Here is a 14,789-nt window from a genome sequence, read left to right as displayed (position 1 = left end):
GATTTCTCGCGGAGTAACTTGTGATGCTGATAATCTGTTGACTAGCAGTCTGACTCCACAAGCACCCACACGAATTGCTTGATTCAGTTGTTAAAGAGCGGTTGGCTGAGTCTTTCGTCTCAACCGAGGCGCGCATCTTACATGCATCACCCCACAAATAAAACCCTTAAAAGCTCTGATTTTATCAAAAAAATCAGCCGCTTAAGCCAAGATCAACATCAAGCTGCTCGCTAGCGGGAGGCGAATAATACAGCATTAAAATTAGTCGTCAACCCCAATCTAGAAATTCTTTTTCCTTACCAAAGAGCGTCGGTTGCCACTCTAAAAACTTCCAAGCTCCGTACAAAGCACCAGAGCATCTGGATCACGTCGTCACTGAATAGCCGCTTATTTCGTAGACGCTAACTGACCGCTTTTTGGCCGTTTTCTGCCCTGCATGAAGTGCAGCAACAGATCATGCTCAGATGCTGGGGGTGCAACCACCCTGATCGAAACAGCCTCGCGCCCGTATGAAAATGGCCAACTGGACCAGGCCGCTGCCACGCTGGGCTCCATCCCCGTCCCTTGCCAGCCAGTCTCTTTTTGACTATGCCTTGCCAGCGCGCCTGCAGGCCAAGCGAGCGGCGGCGTGATCGCATCGGCATTCAGAGGGGGTGCGTTTCCGATGCAGTAGCCAAGAGTGCTCTTGCTTTCTGCAAGTGGTTACGGAACCTGATGGCATAGTCCTCTGCAACTGCCGCCTGAATGCTGGAGCGGCTGGCCAGCGCACGGCGCCAATCAGCCACTCGATTGAGTCCATCGAACAACTGATGATTGGGCTCGAATCCAAGTATGTCGAAGTAGCGAAAAACTGGAGCCATGGCGATGTCGACCATGCTGAGCCTCTCGCCGGCGAAGTAAGGGCCTTCCGATATTTCAATGTCGAATCGCTCCAGCTTTCCTCTCAATGCAGCAGATTTGCCAAGGGCTGTCTGCGGGTCGGTAGCGTTCAAAAATCCCCATGCATCCGCCAGTGCGGCAGAGGCGAATTCGATCCATGCACGGTGTTGTGCTCGGATCAACGCATTCACGGGATGCAGCGCAGGTTCCGGATAGATCTCCTCCAAGTACTCGCAGATGACGATGCTCTCAAATAGAACGGACTCGCCTTCATTGCCGTCTGGAACCTTGAGCAGCGGAACCTTACCGCTTGGCGATATCGCCAGAAACCAGTCTGGCCTGTCGCGAAGATCGACATCGATACGCTGAAAGGTAATACCTTTTTCGAGTAACACGATGGCCACTCGCTGAACGAATGGGCATAACGGATGGCTGACGAGTGTGAACTGTGACTGTGACATTGGAATAGACCCACTGAAGAATCAAAACCCGCCGCCACGAGTGGGAGCGGGCCGTAGAGAAGCTACGTCCGTGACTTCAAGCAAGCCTGAGTGGCAATCAGTTTTGCGTAAAAGCGCAGAAGACGTTCCTTCGCATATCGTTGGCAGCTAAAGCGAGCGGCCACCGTCGACGATGAGTTCCGAGCCAACCGTCCATCGCGACTCGTCAGACGCCAGGTACAACACGGCCTTGGCCACTTCCTCGGGCGTACCAAACCGGCCGAACGGAATGGTCGCAGCGATATCCTGGTTGACCTGTTCGCGGTAGGCATCGGGAATACCGAGCTTGTCATAAAGCGGCGTATCGATCGGACCGGGGCTGACCGCATTGACACGAATGCCACGTGGAAGCAGTTCGCTCGACAACGTCTTCGACATGTTCAGGAACGCGGCCTTGGTCGCGCCATAAACTGATGAACGCGCGTCGCCGAGGTGTGCACTAACCGAAGTATTGAGAACCACCGACGCAGGGTTCGCGAAGACGGGTAGCAATGCCTGGATCAGAAAGTACGGCCCCTTGACGTTGATGTCGAAGGAGCGATCGAACATTTCCTCCGTCCACTCTTCGATCGGCAGCCAAACGGATACGCCGGCATTGAGAAAGGCAACATCGAGTTGGCCATAGTGAGTTTGAACGGCCTGCGCCAGTTCCTTCTGTGCATCGATGCTGGCTGAGTCAGCACGCAGCACCAATACTTCGCTTCCCAGTTCCGCCTGGGCTTTTGCGATGGACTCCGGATTGACTCCGGTAACGATCACGCGCGCGCCTTCGGCGAGGAACTGCTTAGCCGTTTCCAGGCCAATGCCGCTGGTGCCGCCAGTGATGAGAGTGCGTTTGCCTTGCAATCGGGACATGTAAGTTTCCTTTTCGGTTTTTCAGAATCAGTCGATGTACTGACCTGCCAGAGGGAAACTATGTATTCATACCCGTGCATTGATAAGATGGCCTATTCGAATACATTTCATGCTTGTATTGCATGAATTAGAGGCCTAGATGGATCGACTACTGCTGATGACCTGCTTTGTTCGTGCTGTCGAGACAGGAAGCTTCTCGGCTGCAGGCCGTGACCTGGGGCTGGGGCAGCCTAACGTCAGCCGCTATGTGGCGGCGCTGGAAGATCATTTGCAAACCAGGCTGCTTCACCGATCCACACGAAAGCTTGCCCTCACCCCCGAGGGAGAACGCTATTACGCAGATGCCCGGCGCATTCTCGATGCCGTGGAAGAATCGGAGTCGTCCTTCAGGGAGAACGTCACCCCGTCCGGATTGTTGCGAGTCGCCTGCCCGACCGCGCTAGCCCATGCATTCGTGGTGCCGCATGTATCCACATTTCTGGAGCGCTATCCAGAGTTGACGCTCGACCTGCAGATCAGTGATCGCTATGTGAATCTGGTCGACGAAGGGGCTGAACTGGCGATCCGCATCGGACATCTGGAAGACAGCGCAATGCGTGCCCGGCCGCTAGGCTGGTTCGAGCGTGTATGCGTTGCCAGCAAGGGATACCTGGCCAAACGCGGAATTCCCACGACGCCCAATGATCTTAGAACGCACGATTGCCTGATCTACACCCTGCTGTCGACAGGCACCACATGGCGCTTTCGGGATATCGATGTTCCCGTTTCTGGCAGGCTTCGGGTCAACTCACCTGAGGCCATACGAGAGTGTGTAAACGAGGGGCTGGGGATTGCACAGGGACCCGAATGGCTTTACGAGGAAGGACTGAAAAATGGCAATCTGCGGGTGCTGCTTAGGGACTACGCAGCTCCGGCTGTCCCCGTGCAAATCATTTACGTTGCCGACCGGCTTCTCCCCAAAAGGGCCATTGTATTCATGGATTTCATCGCCGAGGTGTTCGCAAAAAATTCTGCATTTAACGATCAGCCCAGACCATCATAATTGCAGCAGTCAGCTTATTGTGCGGCGAGGAAGAACCCGTGGTAGAGAAGAACCCGTGGCGAGGGAGCTTGCTCTCGCTTGAGCGCAAAGCGCTCACAAACAGCCCCCCTCACCGACACCCCAAGTTGCACACATCCCAAGCCATAACCCCTCAACCCAACTCCACCCCACCCTCCTCACCCGTCACAAAGGATTTCACCTCATGGAATTGCTGCTGGAAACGGTTGCCCTTTACGCCCTCAAGCTGGCCTACGAGACGGAAGGCCACAGCCCGATCCTGCGGGATGATCCGTTGATGGGCGGGTGTGATCGGGAGGTTTTTGGGTTGTTGGTGCGGCGGGGGGATGTGGTTGGGATTCAGGCCAAGGTAGAGCGCTGCCTGGACTCGGCACTGGGAGCCGTTGGCGGCGTGGATACGGCTTTGGGGCGAGAGTTGGATCGTCTGGCACTGGAAGTACGGTCCGCCCGGACGATGAATGAACTTGCAGAACCGCTGGCGGTACTCAGCGGTTATCTGAAAGACATCCAGTGAGCGGCCATACTCACTTGGGTTACGCACCCGGAAAGCAGGGCGAGCGAAAGCAACGCGAAAATCAACTTTTTCATGGGGGGAAGACCGATTACCTAGATGAATGAGAGCTCTGGGCGCCATGACCGACAACCGATTCAATAGAAGCGGTCTTCCTGCCTCATGCCATAAATGCGACCGAACGTCATGAAAGAGATTCCAAAGAACACCAGTGTCAGCAACACCTCGCCAGTCATGACAAAAAAGCTGAAGCGATGCGTGTGGAGCTCGGTGGCGATGCTGCTGATCTGGGGGAACCAACGTGAGTAGAGCAGCGGAATTTCTCCGCCTACCTCGTACTGATCGTGTTCGTTATAGCGTTGGTCCGGGTATTCGTCTTCATGGACTTGTTGATCGCTATCGGCATATCGGTAATGAATGATGATGCCGTTTTTATTCATCGGGATGCTTTCAAGTTGCGTCACGGTCCCTTTGACTTCGACAGCGCTCCATTGAATTGCCCCATAAATGGTCCCTGAATTTTTTGCCAGCGAAGCCAAAAACAGAAGGAGACAGCAAGCAATAGTCAGCAGCACTATTCGGTTGTACAGATGATCTTTTTCCGCTTCTCGTGGGTAAAACATACTCGTTCCTTCGCGTAAAATCTTCCGCAAGCCTATCGGCGCTCGACCGAACAGCTTGAATTTTTCCTACGCTTTCCCTCCCATTTCTTGACGTTTCGCCGGGAGGAAAGCTGGGGTTTGTTTGGCTAGCCAGTTCTTCTTCGAACAAGAAAGGCCCAGCCCTGCCAGGCCTTTCCCGTTATAGGCCGAACGCCTCGGCTACCTCACCTCAACAATATCCAAAGCCCGATTCGCCAACAGCTCACTCACCTCGATCACCTGCAAAATCCCCAACGCAACCCGCCGTCGCGATCCATCCAGATCAAACGCCAAATCACTGATCATGGCATTCGCCGAAGCCAAATTCTCACTGAGACTCGCCAGCAAACACTCAGAATCCACACCCGGATCAATCCGGAAAATGGAGTCAGTCTTGTCAGACGTTTCGTTCTTAGGCTTGGGCTTGAGATAAAAATCCAACGCCCGCGTGGCGGCGTCGTCGATTTTCTTGTTGCGGGCGGATTGGGCGCGGGAGGTGGGTTCGTCTGCCGCGGGAGGGTTCGGAGTCTCTTTTACCATCGTCTTGCTTCCTGTAGTTGGAGCCATCACCCGCTCGCGACTAAACGAGGGGAGGCAGCTGTACGCAGGTTAGTCGACCGGGGAAACAAGAAACCGGCGCGTCCGAGGACGCCCTGCGCACAGCCACCATCGAGTGCAGGATGGGAATCCCGACTGGATGACGCCTTGCACAACCTGTTTCACCCTGGGCGACTAAACCCGATCACTGATGAGCAGTGACAGGTCCCAAACTACCGACGCACCCCCAGGCGAACAAGCCGGCGGATTCTGGCGTAGTTGTAGGCAAAGGCGCAAGGCAACGTGGGTTGCTGGGTGTTGGTTGCCCAGCGTCTGACAGCCTATGCTGACGGGGTTTTCTCTTTGACAGGCGGGCCATCATGATCCAGTGCAAACGCGCCTATGAAACGGCGAGCGCCGAGGACGGCGTGCGGGTTTTGGTTGATCGGTTGTGGCCGCGTAATTGTCGCAAGGACGAACTGCCCCTTGCCGAGTGGCTGCCGGAGGCGGCGCCTTCCCATGAGTTACGCAAGGCGTTCAAGGCGGGGGACGTTTCTTTTGAGCAGTTCCGGGTGGCTTATCGCAAGGAGCTGGCGGCGCGGCCGGAGCATTGGTGGAAGCTGGTGGGTGTTGCGCAGGGGGGGACGCTGACGTTGGTTTATGCGGCGAAGTCCACGGTCGAGAACAATGCCGTGGTGTTGGCTGAGTGGTTGGAGGATGAGGTGGAGAAGCGGGCTGAGGGGAGTTCGCCGGTGTGCTATTTGTCTGGGTTTTAGGGGGAATTGCTGGGACTGCTGCGCAGTCCAGCGGGAGCGAGTTCCCTCGCCACGGGTTTATTGGATTGCTCAAGTTCGGTGGGGTGCGGCTAAGATGGCGCAGCAGCGAAATCACAGGGAAGACATGTCTGATGCAATCGCAATTCAATCCGCTGGTTCATATCGATTGGAAAACACCGGGCAGTGACTTGCTTGGGCTGCTGCTGCATTACTATCCCGACATCAGCGCGTTTACCGGGCCGGGGTTCGAGGCGTTGTTGGATGAGTTGTCCAATGAGATGCCCGAGGTCTGCTTCGACGCGCTGGCGGTGGTGTTGGCGCGCGATGGTTTTGATTTGTGGAACCTGGACGCCGGTGGCGATGACTATCGGCCGGTGATTGTTGCGGTCGATCAGCGCGAGGCGTTTGCCAGGCACTGGCACAACTTGCGCGAGGAACTGCCGTTCACCGCGACGTTGATCGAGCCGCCGAAGCCGGCCGCCGCGCCCAAACCGGACAAGTCCAAACCCAAGCCCAAGCGCGCCAAGGTGAAGTGGTTGCAGGACGTCCACGACTATCCCGCTCCCACCTATGTGCATGACTACAACTACCGCAACGGTTGGGCGGCCATCACCGAACAGGACGAGGATCGGTGGCTGTGCTTTCTGGTCGATTACAACCCGTGGCCGCCCACCGAGCAGGACATGCTCGAACACCGGACCGACGGTGTGGATGGCGCGGACCTGTTACTCATCGACGCGGATGCCGAGCGCAGCCTGTGGCGACGCCAGGTTGAAAGCGGCGCCTACAGCACGGATGACCGTTATCAATACGAGGTTCGCCAAGGCGATGACATCCAGGCTTTCGGCCCTGCCGGGGAACGCTGGCCGGAATTCGAAGCGCCTGGCGTGGTGGTGGATTCGGAGATTTTCGAGCGTCAGCGTCTCTATGAACCCGAACACCTGACGCGGATCTGGCGGATCACGGCGGACAGCAGCGAGGTGATTTTCGAGGACGCCGATGAGCTGACCATCCTGCCCATCGGCCCGCGCCGCTTGCTGTTCATGCAGCACAACGGCCCACGGTGCTGGGTCTGGAACCTGGACTCGCCGCACCCGGCCATCGCCGCCCAGCCGCTGCCGGTGGAAGGCCACAGGCTGCGTGCATCAAGCGCCTACCTGGGGGACGACGAGGTGCTGCTGTTCAGTGAAGGCGCGCGGCAGAACGTCGAGCATTCGGGTTATCAGGAGACGGTGCTGTTGGCGTGGCGCTTCAACTTCACGACGGGCGCCACGACCAAGGCGACGCTGGACGGTTTTGGCAGCGAGCTGCGCCAGGACACGCGCCTGCTTGTCACGCAGCCCAAGCAGGTCATCACGTTGCGCACCTTTCATGGCGAGCTTCACGTGTCCCGGAGTCATGGCGATTGGTGGGTGTGGCAGTACCGCTCCAATACGTTCGGCACGCATACCCTGGCCTGGTTTTGGAATCAGCGCAGCCATGAGGTGCTGAAGCTGTCGAGCAAGGACATTCCACGGGTCAAGCCGGACATTCGTTACCTGGCGGCGCAGGATCGGTACCTGGCGTTCGAGACGGAGTTCGTGGCGCGGTTGCCGGGGTTTAGCGAGATGGTTGAGGCCAAGGGGTGTGAGGTTTTGCTGTTTGAGTGAAGGAGCGTGCCCCACCGCGGCTCTTCGAACACACAAGTCCCTTGTGGCGAGGGAGCTTGCTCCCGCTCGGCTGCGCAGCAGTCGTAACCCTGCCAACTGTTTTTTGCCGGTGCCACCGTGCTGAATGGGTTTGGGGCTGCTGCGCACCCCAGCGGGAGCAAGCTCCCTCGCCACGGGTCGGTGTTTGGCTGAAACTCAATCATCTGCACCTACCAAGCTCAAATGCACAACAAACTGCGAAACCCACGCGCCGCGTAATACGACTGCACGCCATTGTGGTAGATGAACACCCGGCCATAACGGTAGTCGCCAAAAATCGCCCCATCGAGCGCGCGAAGTTCCGGCGGTGTGCCCAGCCAGCTGGACGTCTTGGCATCGAACTCACCGAGCGTCTGTAGCGATCGGTATTGCTCTTCGGTCAACAGGGCCACGCCCATCGACTCGGCCATCTCGACGGCACTGCCCTTGGGCTTGTTCTCCTTGCGTGCGTCCAGGGCAGCGCGGTCGTAGCAGAGGCTCCGGCGCCCGGTTGGGCTTTCCTTGGCGCAATCGCAGAAGGTGACATCGCCGGTTTTCGGGTCGAGGCCGATCACGTCTGGCTCGCCGCCTGTGGTTTCCATGGCCTGGAGGGATTTCAGGGCATTGGGCTTGGCTTCCAGCCGGGTCTGGACAGTGGACCAGGGGATGTCTGGGTGACGGTTGGGGTTTTGTTCGAAGCGGGTTTTCAGGGTTTGGATGAGGTTGTCTTGTTCTTGTTTTTTCATGGTGTGGACGTCCCTGGGTAATCGGTTGCCGATTCCGCGCCTGGTTCAAGACTACCTAGGATAGACGTGCGGCCAGTTTCCCACAGACCTGGCCGCTTTTTTGTGGGAGCGAGCTTGCTCGCCCCCACAAGGATGTATATGTCAGGCGCTGAACGGCTTGATCCAATCAAGACCTGCCACGGTAGAGCCGGTAGGACGGTATTCACAGCCGATCCACCCTGGGTACCCACGCCGCTCCAGGTCCGCGAACAAGGCCGCAAAATCCATATTCCCCGTTCCCGGTTCATGACGCCCCGGACAGTCGGCAATTTGTACATGGACGGTTCGATCATAGAAGCGCGCCAGGACATCCGCCGCATCCCCGGTCAGCCGTTGGGCATGGTAAAGGTCGAGGATCAGCCCGACACTCGGGAACGTCTCCAACACCTGTTGCGCCTTGCTGAAGTCGGACATGTAGTAGCCAGGCATTTCCTGCTCGCAAATGACTTCAATCAGCGGCCGCAACCCTTGGTCTTCGAGGTATTTGACGGCGTACTCCAAGTTGCTCTCATAGATAAGCGCGGCGTCCTCCTGTGTCGTCACACCCGACATGATGTGAACATCGGAACAGGCCAGCACCTTCGCATAGCGAGCCGCCTGGATTAGCCCGCTGCGAAACTCACCGTCCTTGCCGTGCAAGGCGGCGATGCCTTTGGTCACGCCAGCCGGTGCGGCAAACTGGATCAACGGCAGGTTGTGTTGAGTCAGATGATCGGCCAGAAGACTGGCGTCGAACTCATAGGGCGAAGGGAATTCCACCGCACGGAAACCCGCAGCAGCGGCGGCTTCGATGCGTTGCAGGAAAGGCACTTCATTGAATTGAAAACCGAGGTGAGCGTTGAACTTGGGCATTGGGTAAATCATCCATCCAGGGAAGAAATGAAATCATCCGTTTAGAGCAACTTGCGCAGCGCCAGCACTGCACTGTCGGGCGTGGTCAATACCGACAAACCGGAACGAGCCCGGGCCTGCTCGGCGGCACTGGACATCGAAAACTGGGCGAAACAAATCAGGTCACAGCCCTCGACCCGGGCGGCCATTTCCACGATGGCGGCATCGTGGGCTTGCGGGTTGCCGTCTTTCAACGCCTGCAATGCCCCCGGAACGAAATAAGGCACCACTTCCACCGCGCGACCACTGCGCTCTACCGCTTGCTTGAATTCGGGCATCATCGAAGTAATGGTCGGTTCGAACGTTGCCAGCACAGCAATGCGTGATGCCTGGCTCAGCGCTTGGTCGATCATGGCTTCGTTCGGCTTGAGCACGGGAATGGCCATCTCGGTTTTAACCAGGTCGATGGCATCGCCAAACGCCGAGCAGGTAAACAGAATGGCATCCGCCGCGCTTTGTACTGCGTAGTGGGAAAGTGTCTGGAAGCGCGCCTTCATGCTCGCGGTCAGCTCGCCCTCTTCCACCCGATCCTGGGGCAGCGAGTCTTCGAGCAGATTGATGATCCGTGCCTGCGGCCAATGCCGGGCAAAAGCCGCCGTGATGGGCTCGATCGCCAATGGGGTCGCGTGGATCATAAAAATTCGTGGAGCCTTCATGCTTATGCCATTCTCCAGATCATGTTTTTTTGCACGGTATCAGAAGCCTCGATAGCGTGTGGAATTCCTGTGGCAATAAACAATGCGGCACTGAGCACTGGAGGCCCCGATGAAGAACTTCACGATTCAACGGATCGACCACATCGTCCTGCGCGTAAAAGACATCGAGCGCAGCCTGGCTTTTTATACGTCGGTGCTCGGTTGCGAGCTCAAGAAGCGTCGGGACGATCTTGGCATGGTTCATTTGAGCACCGGGGTTTCGATGATCGATCTGGTGGCCGTCGACGGGCCGCTGGGGCGCCAGGGTGGGCCGGCGGCGGGTAAGCAAGGGCATAACGTCGATCATCTTTGCCTGCGTATCGAGCCGTTCGACGAGCAAGCCCTCCTCGCCTATTTGACCTCGGCCGGGCTGAGCGTCGAGAAAGCGCAGAAGCGCTACGGTGCGGAGGGTGAGGGTTGGTCGATCTACTGCTTTGATCCGGATGGGAACCAGATCGAGTTGAAGGGGCCGGCGTTGGCGTCTTGAATGGCGTCGGTAGACGCAGTAGTGGCATTTCAGTAGCATTCGTCGACTTTATCCCCCTTCTCAAGGATGACCCATGCTCGCCCTGCCTCGTCGCTCTTTGCCGTTACTCGCCATGTCCGCGCTGTCGTTATGGCTCGGCGGTTGCAGCGTCAACGGCAGTTACCCCGACGCCATCGAACCGGACGCCGCCAAGTTGCGGTTCGTCGCCAATACCAGCAACGCCACGCTGGATCATTTCGATGCCGCCCATTGCGATGGGCAAACCACGGGCATTCTCAACAATCTGTTGCTGAGCGATACCGCGCGGCGGGTGGGGATGAGCGTTCCGGCACCCAAGGATGCCAAGGGGTATCTGGAGGTCAAGCTCAAGCCCGGTGAGCCGATCTACCTGCGCACCAACATGAACAGCGGTTACGCCGTGTGTGGCAAGGGCTTCAACTTTACGCCCGAGGCCAATGCCGAGTACGAGGTGACGTTCAAGTCCGAAAAGAACTTCTGCCTGACTCAGTTGCAGCGCCTGCAACGAATCGACGGCAAGGACGTGCGCACCCCGATCCCGCTCCTGAAAAAAGACTTTCCCGCCTGTGCCGGTCGCAATGCGCTGTTCCCCAAGACCTATCCGGACACGCCCCATCGCCTGGAGCTGATGAGCCGGGTCATCGATAAAAGCCTGGTCGTCACCGTCAAAACCGATCCGGCCAAGGAGAAAGTCGAGAGTTATTCGCCAGAGAAACTGGACACCTTGATCAGCGAGCGCAAGGCCAAGCTCGGCTTCGAGCTGCCCGCCGACTACTGGACGCTGTACCGGGAAAACCTGAAGACGTTTGGCGATGACATGGCGCAGAACAAGGCGCACTCAATGGAGCGTTTCAAGGACGAATACCAGACACGCCTGCGGCAGGTGAAGGACGAGCAGTTGGAACAGTGGGCATTGCCGAAAACCAGCAATGCCAAGCCGGAGAAAGCCGAGGTCGATCTGGATGTCGCGATGATGGTGGAATACTTCCGGATCGGAAACGGAGTCACGGTCGAAGCGGTAGGTCATCACCTGGAGCGGATGGCGCAGATGGATGAGCGTTACGGTGTGTGCGCACGGTTTACGGAGTGCTGGAAGCGTAACTAGCAAGAGAATGGGCCGCTCTCTTCGCGAGCTGGCCCGCTCCCCCAGGGTCTGTGGTGCAGGTTATTGCGCCGTCGACTCAACCACACCCCGAACCCGCCGCAGCATATTGATCAAGTGCAAGCGCATCGACGCCCGCGCCGCTTCCGCATCACGCCGCGCCAACGCCGCGTAGATCTGCTCCCGCTCACGCGCCACCACCGCCCGTTTTTCACCCGTTGCCGCCGCCCCGGCCTGTTGCACGACCGCGATCAACGTATTGCCCACATGGGCCATGGCGTCGATGAAAAAACTGTTGCCCGTGCACTGGGCGATCTGCAGATGAAATTCGAAATCGACCCGGGCACTGTCGTCGTCCGTTGGGTCAAGAGCATTGGCCACGTCGAGTACTTCGCGCATCACCAGCAACTGTTCAGGTGTGGCCCGTTGCGCGGCGATGCCGGCGGCTTCCACTTCCAGGCTCAGGCGCAGTTCGATGACGGCCAGGGCGTCGTAAGCGCCGCCCTTGACATGCTTGCTGCCCTGAAATTCTCCCGGGCGGGCAGTGTCGACAACGAAAGTGCCAATGCCGTGACGGGTCTCCACCAAGCCTTCGGCCTGAAGCCGCGACATGGCTTCACGAACAACGGTCCGACTGACGCCGCGGTCCTTGATGATGACCTGTTCGGTCGGCAGTTTGCTGCCCGCGGGCAGTTCGCCGGCGAGTATCTGCTGCGTCAGGTCGACCACCAGTTGCTGGGTCATGCTCAGGCGGCGATCGGGTGTGACACGGTCCATTGCACCTTTCCATTAAAGCCAGACGATCGCGGCATTATAGCCGCGACCTTGCGCTGAAACTCACTATAATGCCCGCTGATCACACTAGAGCACGCCGATGACGGATCAAGCGTTATCCCCACTGAACAAGCCGCGCCGCCTCGCCGAAACACTGGTCGACCGCTTTGCCCAGCGCATGCGCGACGGCATTCTCAAGTGTGGCGAAAAGCTCCCCACCGAAGTGCACATCATGGAAGCCGAAGGCGTCAGTCGTTCGGTGGTGCGCGAAGCACTTTCGCGCCTGCAAGCGGCAGGGCTGGTGGAGACGCGGCATGGGGTCGGCACGTTTGTCCTGGACATGCCGGCGCCGGAGGGTTTTACCCTGGGGCCGGCGACGATTGCCACGTTGCCTGATGTGCTCAACCTGCTGGAGTTTCGCCTGAGCCTGGAAGTCCAGGCCGCGGGCATGGCTGCCGAGCGCGCAACGCCTGAAGCCCTGGCCGAACTGGCCCAGGCACTGGCGGCATTGCTGCAAGGGCCGGAAAAGTCCGGCACTACCATCAATGCCGATTTCCAGTTCCATCTGAAAATCGCCAAGGCGGCCGGCAATTACTACCTGATCGACATCATGAAGCACCTGGGTACGAAGCTGATCCCGCGTACCCGCATGAACTCTGCTTATTCCGGGCAAAGTGACCGCAGTGCCTACTTGCAGGGGATCAACGCCGAACACCAGCAGATCTTCGATGCCATCGCCAGTGGCAATGTCGATGCAGCGCGGGCGGCCATGTACCTGCACCTGAGTAACAGCCGCATGCGCCTGTGTGAAACACAACAGCGCCAGGCGTTCTACAACGAATAACCCCGCCCCCTGTGGGAGCGAGCTTGCTCGCGATGACGGCGGCACATCCAACATCACCGCCCCAGGCAGACCGCTATCGCGAGCTCGCTCCCACAGTTTTGATCCCAGTGTTCATGGAGTCATTGTCGACCACTGCTACCACAACTCAGAAGAAGTTGTATTGAATGCCGACCCGCAAACGCAGTTGGCGATCACTGTCGACCGAGTTGACTTTGATATCACCCACTTCAAAGAACGGTGCCCAGCGCTTGTCCCACTTGTACTTGACCACGGCATTCTGTTCATAGTCATCGGTGCCGCCGTTATAACGGATGTAGTTGGCATCGAAGTAAGTCAGTTGATATTCATAAGCCCACGGCCCCTGGTTCGCGTAGTTGATGTACACGTCGTAACGATTGATTTTCTGGTCGTCCTGGCCGTTGTCCGGTACGTCATGGTCGACCTTGTCACGGTCGAGCTTGGACGAGTCGTAACGGTAGCGACCGGCGATGCTCAGTTCCTTGGTGATCTTGTAGCCCAGGCGCAGGCCGGTCTTGTAAGTGGTGGACTCCTCGTCGCTTTCCATGGCGAACGAGGGCGTCAGCGTCCAGCGGTCGTTGAGCTTGTGCTGGTAGTTGACGGTGAATTCGTGGCCGCTGCCCACGGTGTTGTCGAAGGCAACATCCTCACGATCCCCGGCGGTCTTGTATTTGAGTTCACCTTCCAACCCAACGCCGTTGTCCAGCCGCATACCGAATTTGGCACGGTCGGCGTGCATGCGCGATTGCTCCGCATATTGGTGGCGTACGTTGATATAACCGGTGTCCGCCAGGGCAACAATAGAAGTGAACAACGAAACGAGGGAAACCACTGCGCGTATCTTTTTCATGTTTTTATTCTTGTTGGTTAAGTTGGGTTAAACGCTGAATCACAGGCGAGCGCGTACGCGGCATGAATACCTGGGGTTCAACGCCTGCTACGGGTTAGAACAAGTACAACGGTTTAACGCAGGTCACACTCACACAGCGATGGGTACGCGCTGTATGTCGCGGCTCGCTTGCACCAGCAAACGGGTGTACGCATGGGTCGCGCCGTCGCTTGCCAGAAGCTGGCTGTCGAGCGTCTCCACCACCCTGCCCTGCTGCATCACCGCCAGCCGATCACACAGATGTGTCACCACCGCCAGATCATGGGTGACCATCAGGTAGGTCAGCCCTTCCTGGCGGCGCAAGTCGGCCAGCAGGTTGAGGATTTCGGCCTGCACCGAGACGTCCAGCGCCGAGGTTGGCTCGTCCAGCAGCAACACACGGGGGCGCAGGATCAGCGCGCGGGCAATCGCCACCCGTTGGCGCTGACCACCGGACAACTGATGGGGAAAACGAAAGCGAAAACTGTCGTTCAAGCCGACCTTGCGCAAAATCTCGCTGACTTTCTGCCCACGCCCGTCGATGCCGTGAATGCGCAATGGCTCTTGCAGCGCAGCATCGATGGTGTAGCGCGGGTGCAGGGACGCATAGGGGTCCTGGAACACCATCTGCACCGTGCGATAGTGATTCAACGGCAACCGTCGGGTCACGGCTTGCCCAGCGATTTGCAGGCGTCCGCTCCAATGCTGGTATTGCCCGGCCAGGCAGCGCAGCACGGTGGTCTTGCCCGAGCCGGACTCTCCCACCAGACCGAATGCCTCGCCTTCGGCGACGCTCAGGTCGACATCGTGCAGCACAGCATTCAGTGCCGCGCCCGTGCCGAAACTGAGGTTCAGACCGGCGATTTCAATCATGCTCATAT

The 14,789-nt window shown here is 58.0% G+C and carries 18 protein-coding genes and 1 pseudogene; 8 read left to right on the top strand and 11 right to left on the bottom strand.

The features are described 5' to 3' along the window. Window positions 1–475: 475 nt before the first annotated feature. A pseudogene (locus ACODSJ_RS14665) lies at window positions 476–547 on the top strand (tetratricopeptide repeat protein); the annotation flags it as partial. A 97-nt stretch (window positions 548–644) separates the two neighbouring features. Here ACODSJ_RS14665 and ACODSJ_RS14660 read toward each other — a convergent pair. Together ACODSJ_RS14660 and ACODSJ_RS14655 are read right to left on the bottom strand one after the other, a co-directional pair. Next, window positions 645–1,340: a glutathione S-transferase family protein gene (locus ACODSJ_RS14660; RefSeq protein ID WP_489102409.1), complete on the bottom strand. Its 696-nt coding sequence runs from the start codon at window positions 1,338–1,340 to the stop codon at window positions 645–647. A 147-nt stretch (window positions 1,341–1,487) separates the two neighbouring features. Continuing rightward, on the bottom strand, window positions 1,488–2,234 hold the full coding sequence (locus ACODSJ_RS14655; protein WP_258702333.1) for an SDR family oxidoreductase: 747 nt from the start codon (window positions 2,232–2,234) through the stop codon (window positions 1,488–1,490). Window positions 2,235–2,373: 139 nt separating this feature from the next. Here ACODSJ_RS14655 and ACODSJ_RS14650 point away from each other — a divergent pair, with 139 nt between their 5' ends. Together ACODSJ_RS14650 and ACODSJ_RS14645 are read left to right on the top strand one after the other, a co-directional pair. After that, window positions 2,374–3,276: a LysR family transcriptional regulator gene (locus ACODSJ_RS14650; RefSeq protein ID WP_489102408.1), complete on the top strand. Its 903-nt coding sequence runs from the start codon at window positions 2,374–2,376 to the stop codon at window positions 3,274–3,276. Window positions 3,277–3,478: 202 nt separating this feature from the next. Continuing rightward, window positions 3,479–3,808 (top strand): hypothetical protein, encoded by a 330-nt coding sequence (locus tag ACODSJ_RS14645; RefSeq protein ID WP_489102407.1) that lies wholly within the window; start codon window positions 3,479–3,481, stop codon window positions 3,806–3,808. On the opposite strand, the gene ACODSJ_RS14640 is transcribed toward ACODSJ_RS14645, so the two are convergent. The 3 genes from ACODSJ_RS14640 to ACODSJ_RS14630 form a co-directional block, all read right to left on the bottom strand. Beyond that, on the bottom strand, window positions 3,787–3,882 hold the full coding sequence (locus ACODSJ_RS14640; protein WP_489102406.1) for a lipoprotein: 96 nt from the start codon (window positions 3,880–3,882) through the stop codon (window positions 3,787–3,789). The genes ACODSJ_RS14645 and ACODSJ_RS14640 overlap by 22 nt on opposite strands. A 60-nt stretch (window positions 3,883–3,942) precedes the next feature. Continuing rightward, entirely contained in the window at window positions 3,943–4,428 is a 486-nt protein-coding gene (locus ACODSJ_RS14635; protein WP_489102405.1) for a hypothetical protein, read from the bottom strand. 198 nt (window positions 4,429–4,626) lie between these two features. Then, window positions 4,627–4,986, bottom strand: a complete 360-nt coding sequence (locus ACODSJ_RS14630; protein WP_489102404.1) for a DUF6124 family protein — start codon at window positions 4,984–4,986, stop codon at window positions 4,627–4,629. A 377-nt stretch (window positions 4,987–5,363) separates the two neighbouring features. On the opposite strand from ACODSJ_RS14630, the gene ACODSJ_RS14625 reads away from it, so the two are divergent. Beyond that, complete coding sequence (locus ACODSJ_RS14625) at window positions 5,364–5,759, top strand: DUF488 domain-containing protein (protein WP_489102403.1); 396 nt, start codon at window positions 5,364–5,366, stop codon at window positions 5,757–5,759. 131 nt (window positions 5,760–5,890) lie between these two features. Then, entirely contained in the window at window positions 5,891–7,408 is a 1,518-nt protein-coding gene (locus ACODSJ_RS14620) for a hypothetical protein (protein WP_489102402.1), read from the top strand. Between the two features lie 218 nt (window positions 7,409–7,626). Here ACODSJ_RS14620 and ACODSJ_RS14615 read toward each other — a convergent pair whose 3' ends face one another. From ACODSJ_RS14615 to ACODSJ_RS14605, 3 genes are all read right to left on the bottom strand, one after another. Next, complete coding sequence (locus ACODSJ_RS14615; RefSeq protein WP_489102401.1) at window positions 7,627–8,172, bottom strand: DUF4256 domain-containing protein; 546 nt, start codon at window positions 8,170–8,172, stop codon at window positions 7,627–7,629. A 141-nt stretch (window positions 8,173–8,313) separates the two neighbouring features. After that, window positions 8,314–9,063 carry a hydroxypyruvate isomerase family protein gene (locus tag ACODSJ_RS14610; RefSeq protein WP_489102400.1) on the bottom strand — a complete coding sequence of 250 codons (750 nt, stop codon included), beginning with the start codon at window positions 9,061–9,063 and terminating at the stop codon, window positions 8,314–8,316. A gap of 41 nt (window positions 9,064–9,104) precedes the next feature. Further along, window positions 9,105–9,758, bottom strand: coding sequence for an arylsulfatase (locus tag ACODSJ_RS14605; RefSeq protein ID WP_489102399.1), 654 nt, complete (start codon window positions 9,756–9,758; stop codon window positions 9,105–9,107). A 109-nt stretch (window positions 9,759–9,867) separates the two neighbouring features. On the opposite strand from ACODSJ_RS14605, the gene ACODSJ_RS14600 reads away from it, so the two are divergent. Both ACODSJ_RS14600 and ACODSJ_RS14595 read left to right on the top strand, forming a co-directional pair. Further along, window positions 9,868–10,284 (top strand): VOC family protein, encoded by a 417-nt coding sequence (locus ACODSJ_RS14600; RefSeq protein WP_489102398.1) that lies wholly within the window; start codon window positions 9,868–9,870, stop codon window positions 10,282–10,284. Window positions 10,285–10,357: 73 nt separating this feature from the next. Next, window positions 10,358–11,407, top strand: a complete 1,050-nt coding sequence (locus tag ACODSJ_RS14595; RefSeq protein ID WP_489102397.1) for a hypothetical protein — start codon at window positions 10,358–10,360, stop codon at window positions 11,405–11,407. Between the two features lie 60 nt (window positions 11,408–11,467). Here ACODSJ_RS14595 and ACODSJ_RS14590 read toward each other — a convergent pair whose 3' ends face one another. Continuing rightward, window positions 11,468–12,181 (bottom strand): FadR/GntR family transcriptional regulator, encoded by a 714-nt coding sequence (locus tag ACODSJ_RS14590; RefSeq protein WP_489102396.1) that lies wholly within the window; start codon window positions 12,179–12,181, stop codon window positions 11,468–11,470. Window positions 12,182–12,278: 97 nt separating this feature from the next. On the opposite strand from ACODSJ_RS14590, the gene ACODSJ_RS14585 reads away from it, so the two are divergent. Next, the gene (locus tag ACODSJ_RS14585) at window positions 12,279–13,022 is read left to right on the top strand and encodes a FadR/GntR family transcriptional regulator (RefSeq protein ID WP_489102395.1); all 744 of its coding nucleotides are present in this window, start codon (window positions 12,279–12,281) and stop codon (window positions 13,020–13,022) included. A 145-nt stretch (window positions 13,023–13,167) separates the two neighbouring features. Here the strand turns inward: ACODSJ_RS14585 and ACODSJ_RS14580 are convergent, their stop codons facing one another. After that, a complete protein-coding gene (locus ACODSJ_RS14580; RefSeq protein ID WP_489102394.1) occupies window positions 13,168–13,890 on the bottom strand; it encodes an oligogalacturonate-specific porin KdgM family protein in 723 nt (240 codons plus the stop codon). 129 nt (window positions 13,891–14,019) lie between these two features. Further along, window positions 14,020–14,787 (bottom strand): ABC transporter ATP-binding protein, encoded by a 768-nt coding sequence (locus ACODSJ_RS14575; protein ID WP_489102393.1) that lies wholly within the window; start codon window positions 14,785–14,787, stop codon window positions 14,020–14,022. Window positions 14,788–14,789 lie beyond the last annotated feature (2 nt).

It is taken from the genome of Pseudomonas sp. FG6 (genome assembly GCF_057809015.1).
This window is presented reverse-complemented; position numbering and strand designations above follow the sequence as displayed.

Bases quoted from the DNA above. Each gene is read 5' to 3' on its own strand.
- ACODSJ_RS14635 (WP_489102405.1), bottom strand. From the start codon at position 4,428: ATGTTTTACCCACGAGAAGCGGAAAAAGATCATCTGTACAACCGAATA.
- ACODSJ_RS14615 (WP_489102401.1), bottom strand. From the start codon at position 8,172: ATGAAAAAACAAGAACAAGACAACCTCATCCAAACCCTGAAAACCCGC.
- ACODSJ_RS14600 (WP_489102398.1), top strand. From the start codon at position 9,868: ATGAAGAACTTCACGATTCAACGGATCGACCACATCGTCCTGCGCGTA.
- ACODSJ_RS14590 (WP_489102396.1), bottom strand. From the start codon at position 12,181: ATGGACCGTGTCACACCCGATCGCCGCCTGAGCATGACCCAGCAACTG.
- ACODSJ_RS14625 (WP_489102403.1), top strand. From the start codon at position 5,364: ATGATCCAGTGCAAACGCGCCTATGAAACGGCGAGCGCCGAGGACGGC.
- ACODSJ_RS14610 (WP_489102400.1), bottom strand. From the start codon at position 9,063: ATGCCCAAGTTCAACGCTCACCTCGGTTTTCAATTCAATGAAGTGCCT.
- ACODSJ_RS14645 (WP_489102407.1), top strand. From the start codon at position 3,479: ATGGAATTGCTGCTGGAAACGGTTGCCCTTTACGCCCTCAAGCTGGCC.
- ACODSJ_RS14650 (WP_489102408.1), top strand. From the start codon at position 2,374: ATGGATCGACTACTGCTGATGACCTGCTTTGTTCGTGCTGTCGAGACA.
- ACODSJ_RS14580 (WP_489102394.1), bottom strand. From the start codon at position 13,890: ATGAAAAAGATACGCGCAGTGGTTTCCCTCGTTTCGTTGTTCACTTCT.
- ACODSJ_RS14655 (WP_258702333.1), bottom strand. From the start codon at position 2,234: ATGTCCCGATTGCAAGGCAAACGCACTCTCATCACTGGCGGCACCAGC.
- ACODSJ_RS14640 (WP_489102406.1), bottom strand. From the start codon at position 3,882: ATGAAAAAGTTGATTTTCGCGTTGCTTTCGCTCGCCCTGCTTTCCGGG.
- ACODSJ_RS14620 (WP_489102402.1), top strand. From the start codon at position 5,891: ATGCAATCGCAATTCAATCCGCTGGTTCATATCGATTGGAAAACACCG.
- ACODSJ_RS14595 (WP_489102397.1), top strand. From the start codon at position 10,358: ATGCTCGCCCTGCCTCGTCGCTCTTTGCCGTTACTCGCCATGTCCGCG.
- ACODSJ_RS14605 (WP_489102399.1), bottom strand. From the start codon at position 9,758: ATGAAGGCTCCACGAATTTTTATGATCCACGCGACCCCATTGGCGATC.
- ACODSJ_RS14660 (WP_489102409.1), bottom strand. From the start codon at position 1,340: ATGTCACAGTCACAGTTCACACTCGTCAGCCATCCGTTATGCCCATTC.
- ACODSJ_RS14575 (WP_489102393.1), bottom strand. From the start codon at position 14,787: ATGAGCATGATTGAAATCGCCGGTCTGAACCTCAGTTTCGGCACGGGC.
- ACODSJ_RS14630 (WP_489102404.1), bottom strand. From the start codon at position 4,986: ATGGTAAAAGAGACTCCGAACCCTCCCGCGGCAGACGAACCCACCTCC.
- ACODSJ_RS14585 (WP_489102395.1), top strand. From the start codon at position 12,279: ATGACGGATCAAGCGTTATCCCCACTGAACAAGCCGCGCCGCCTCGCC.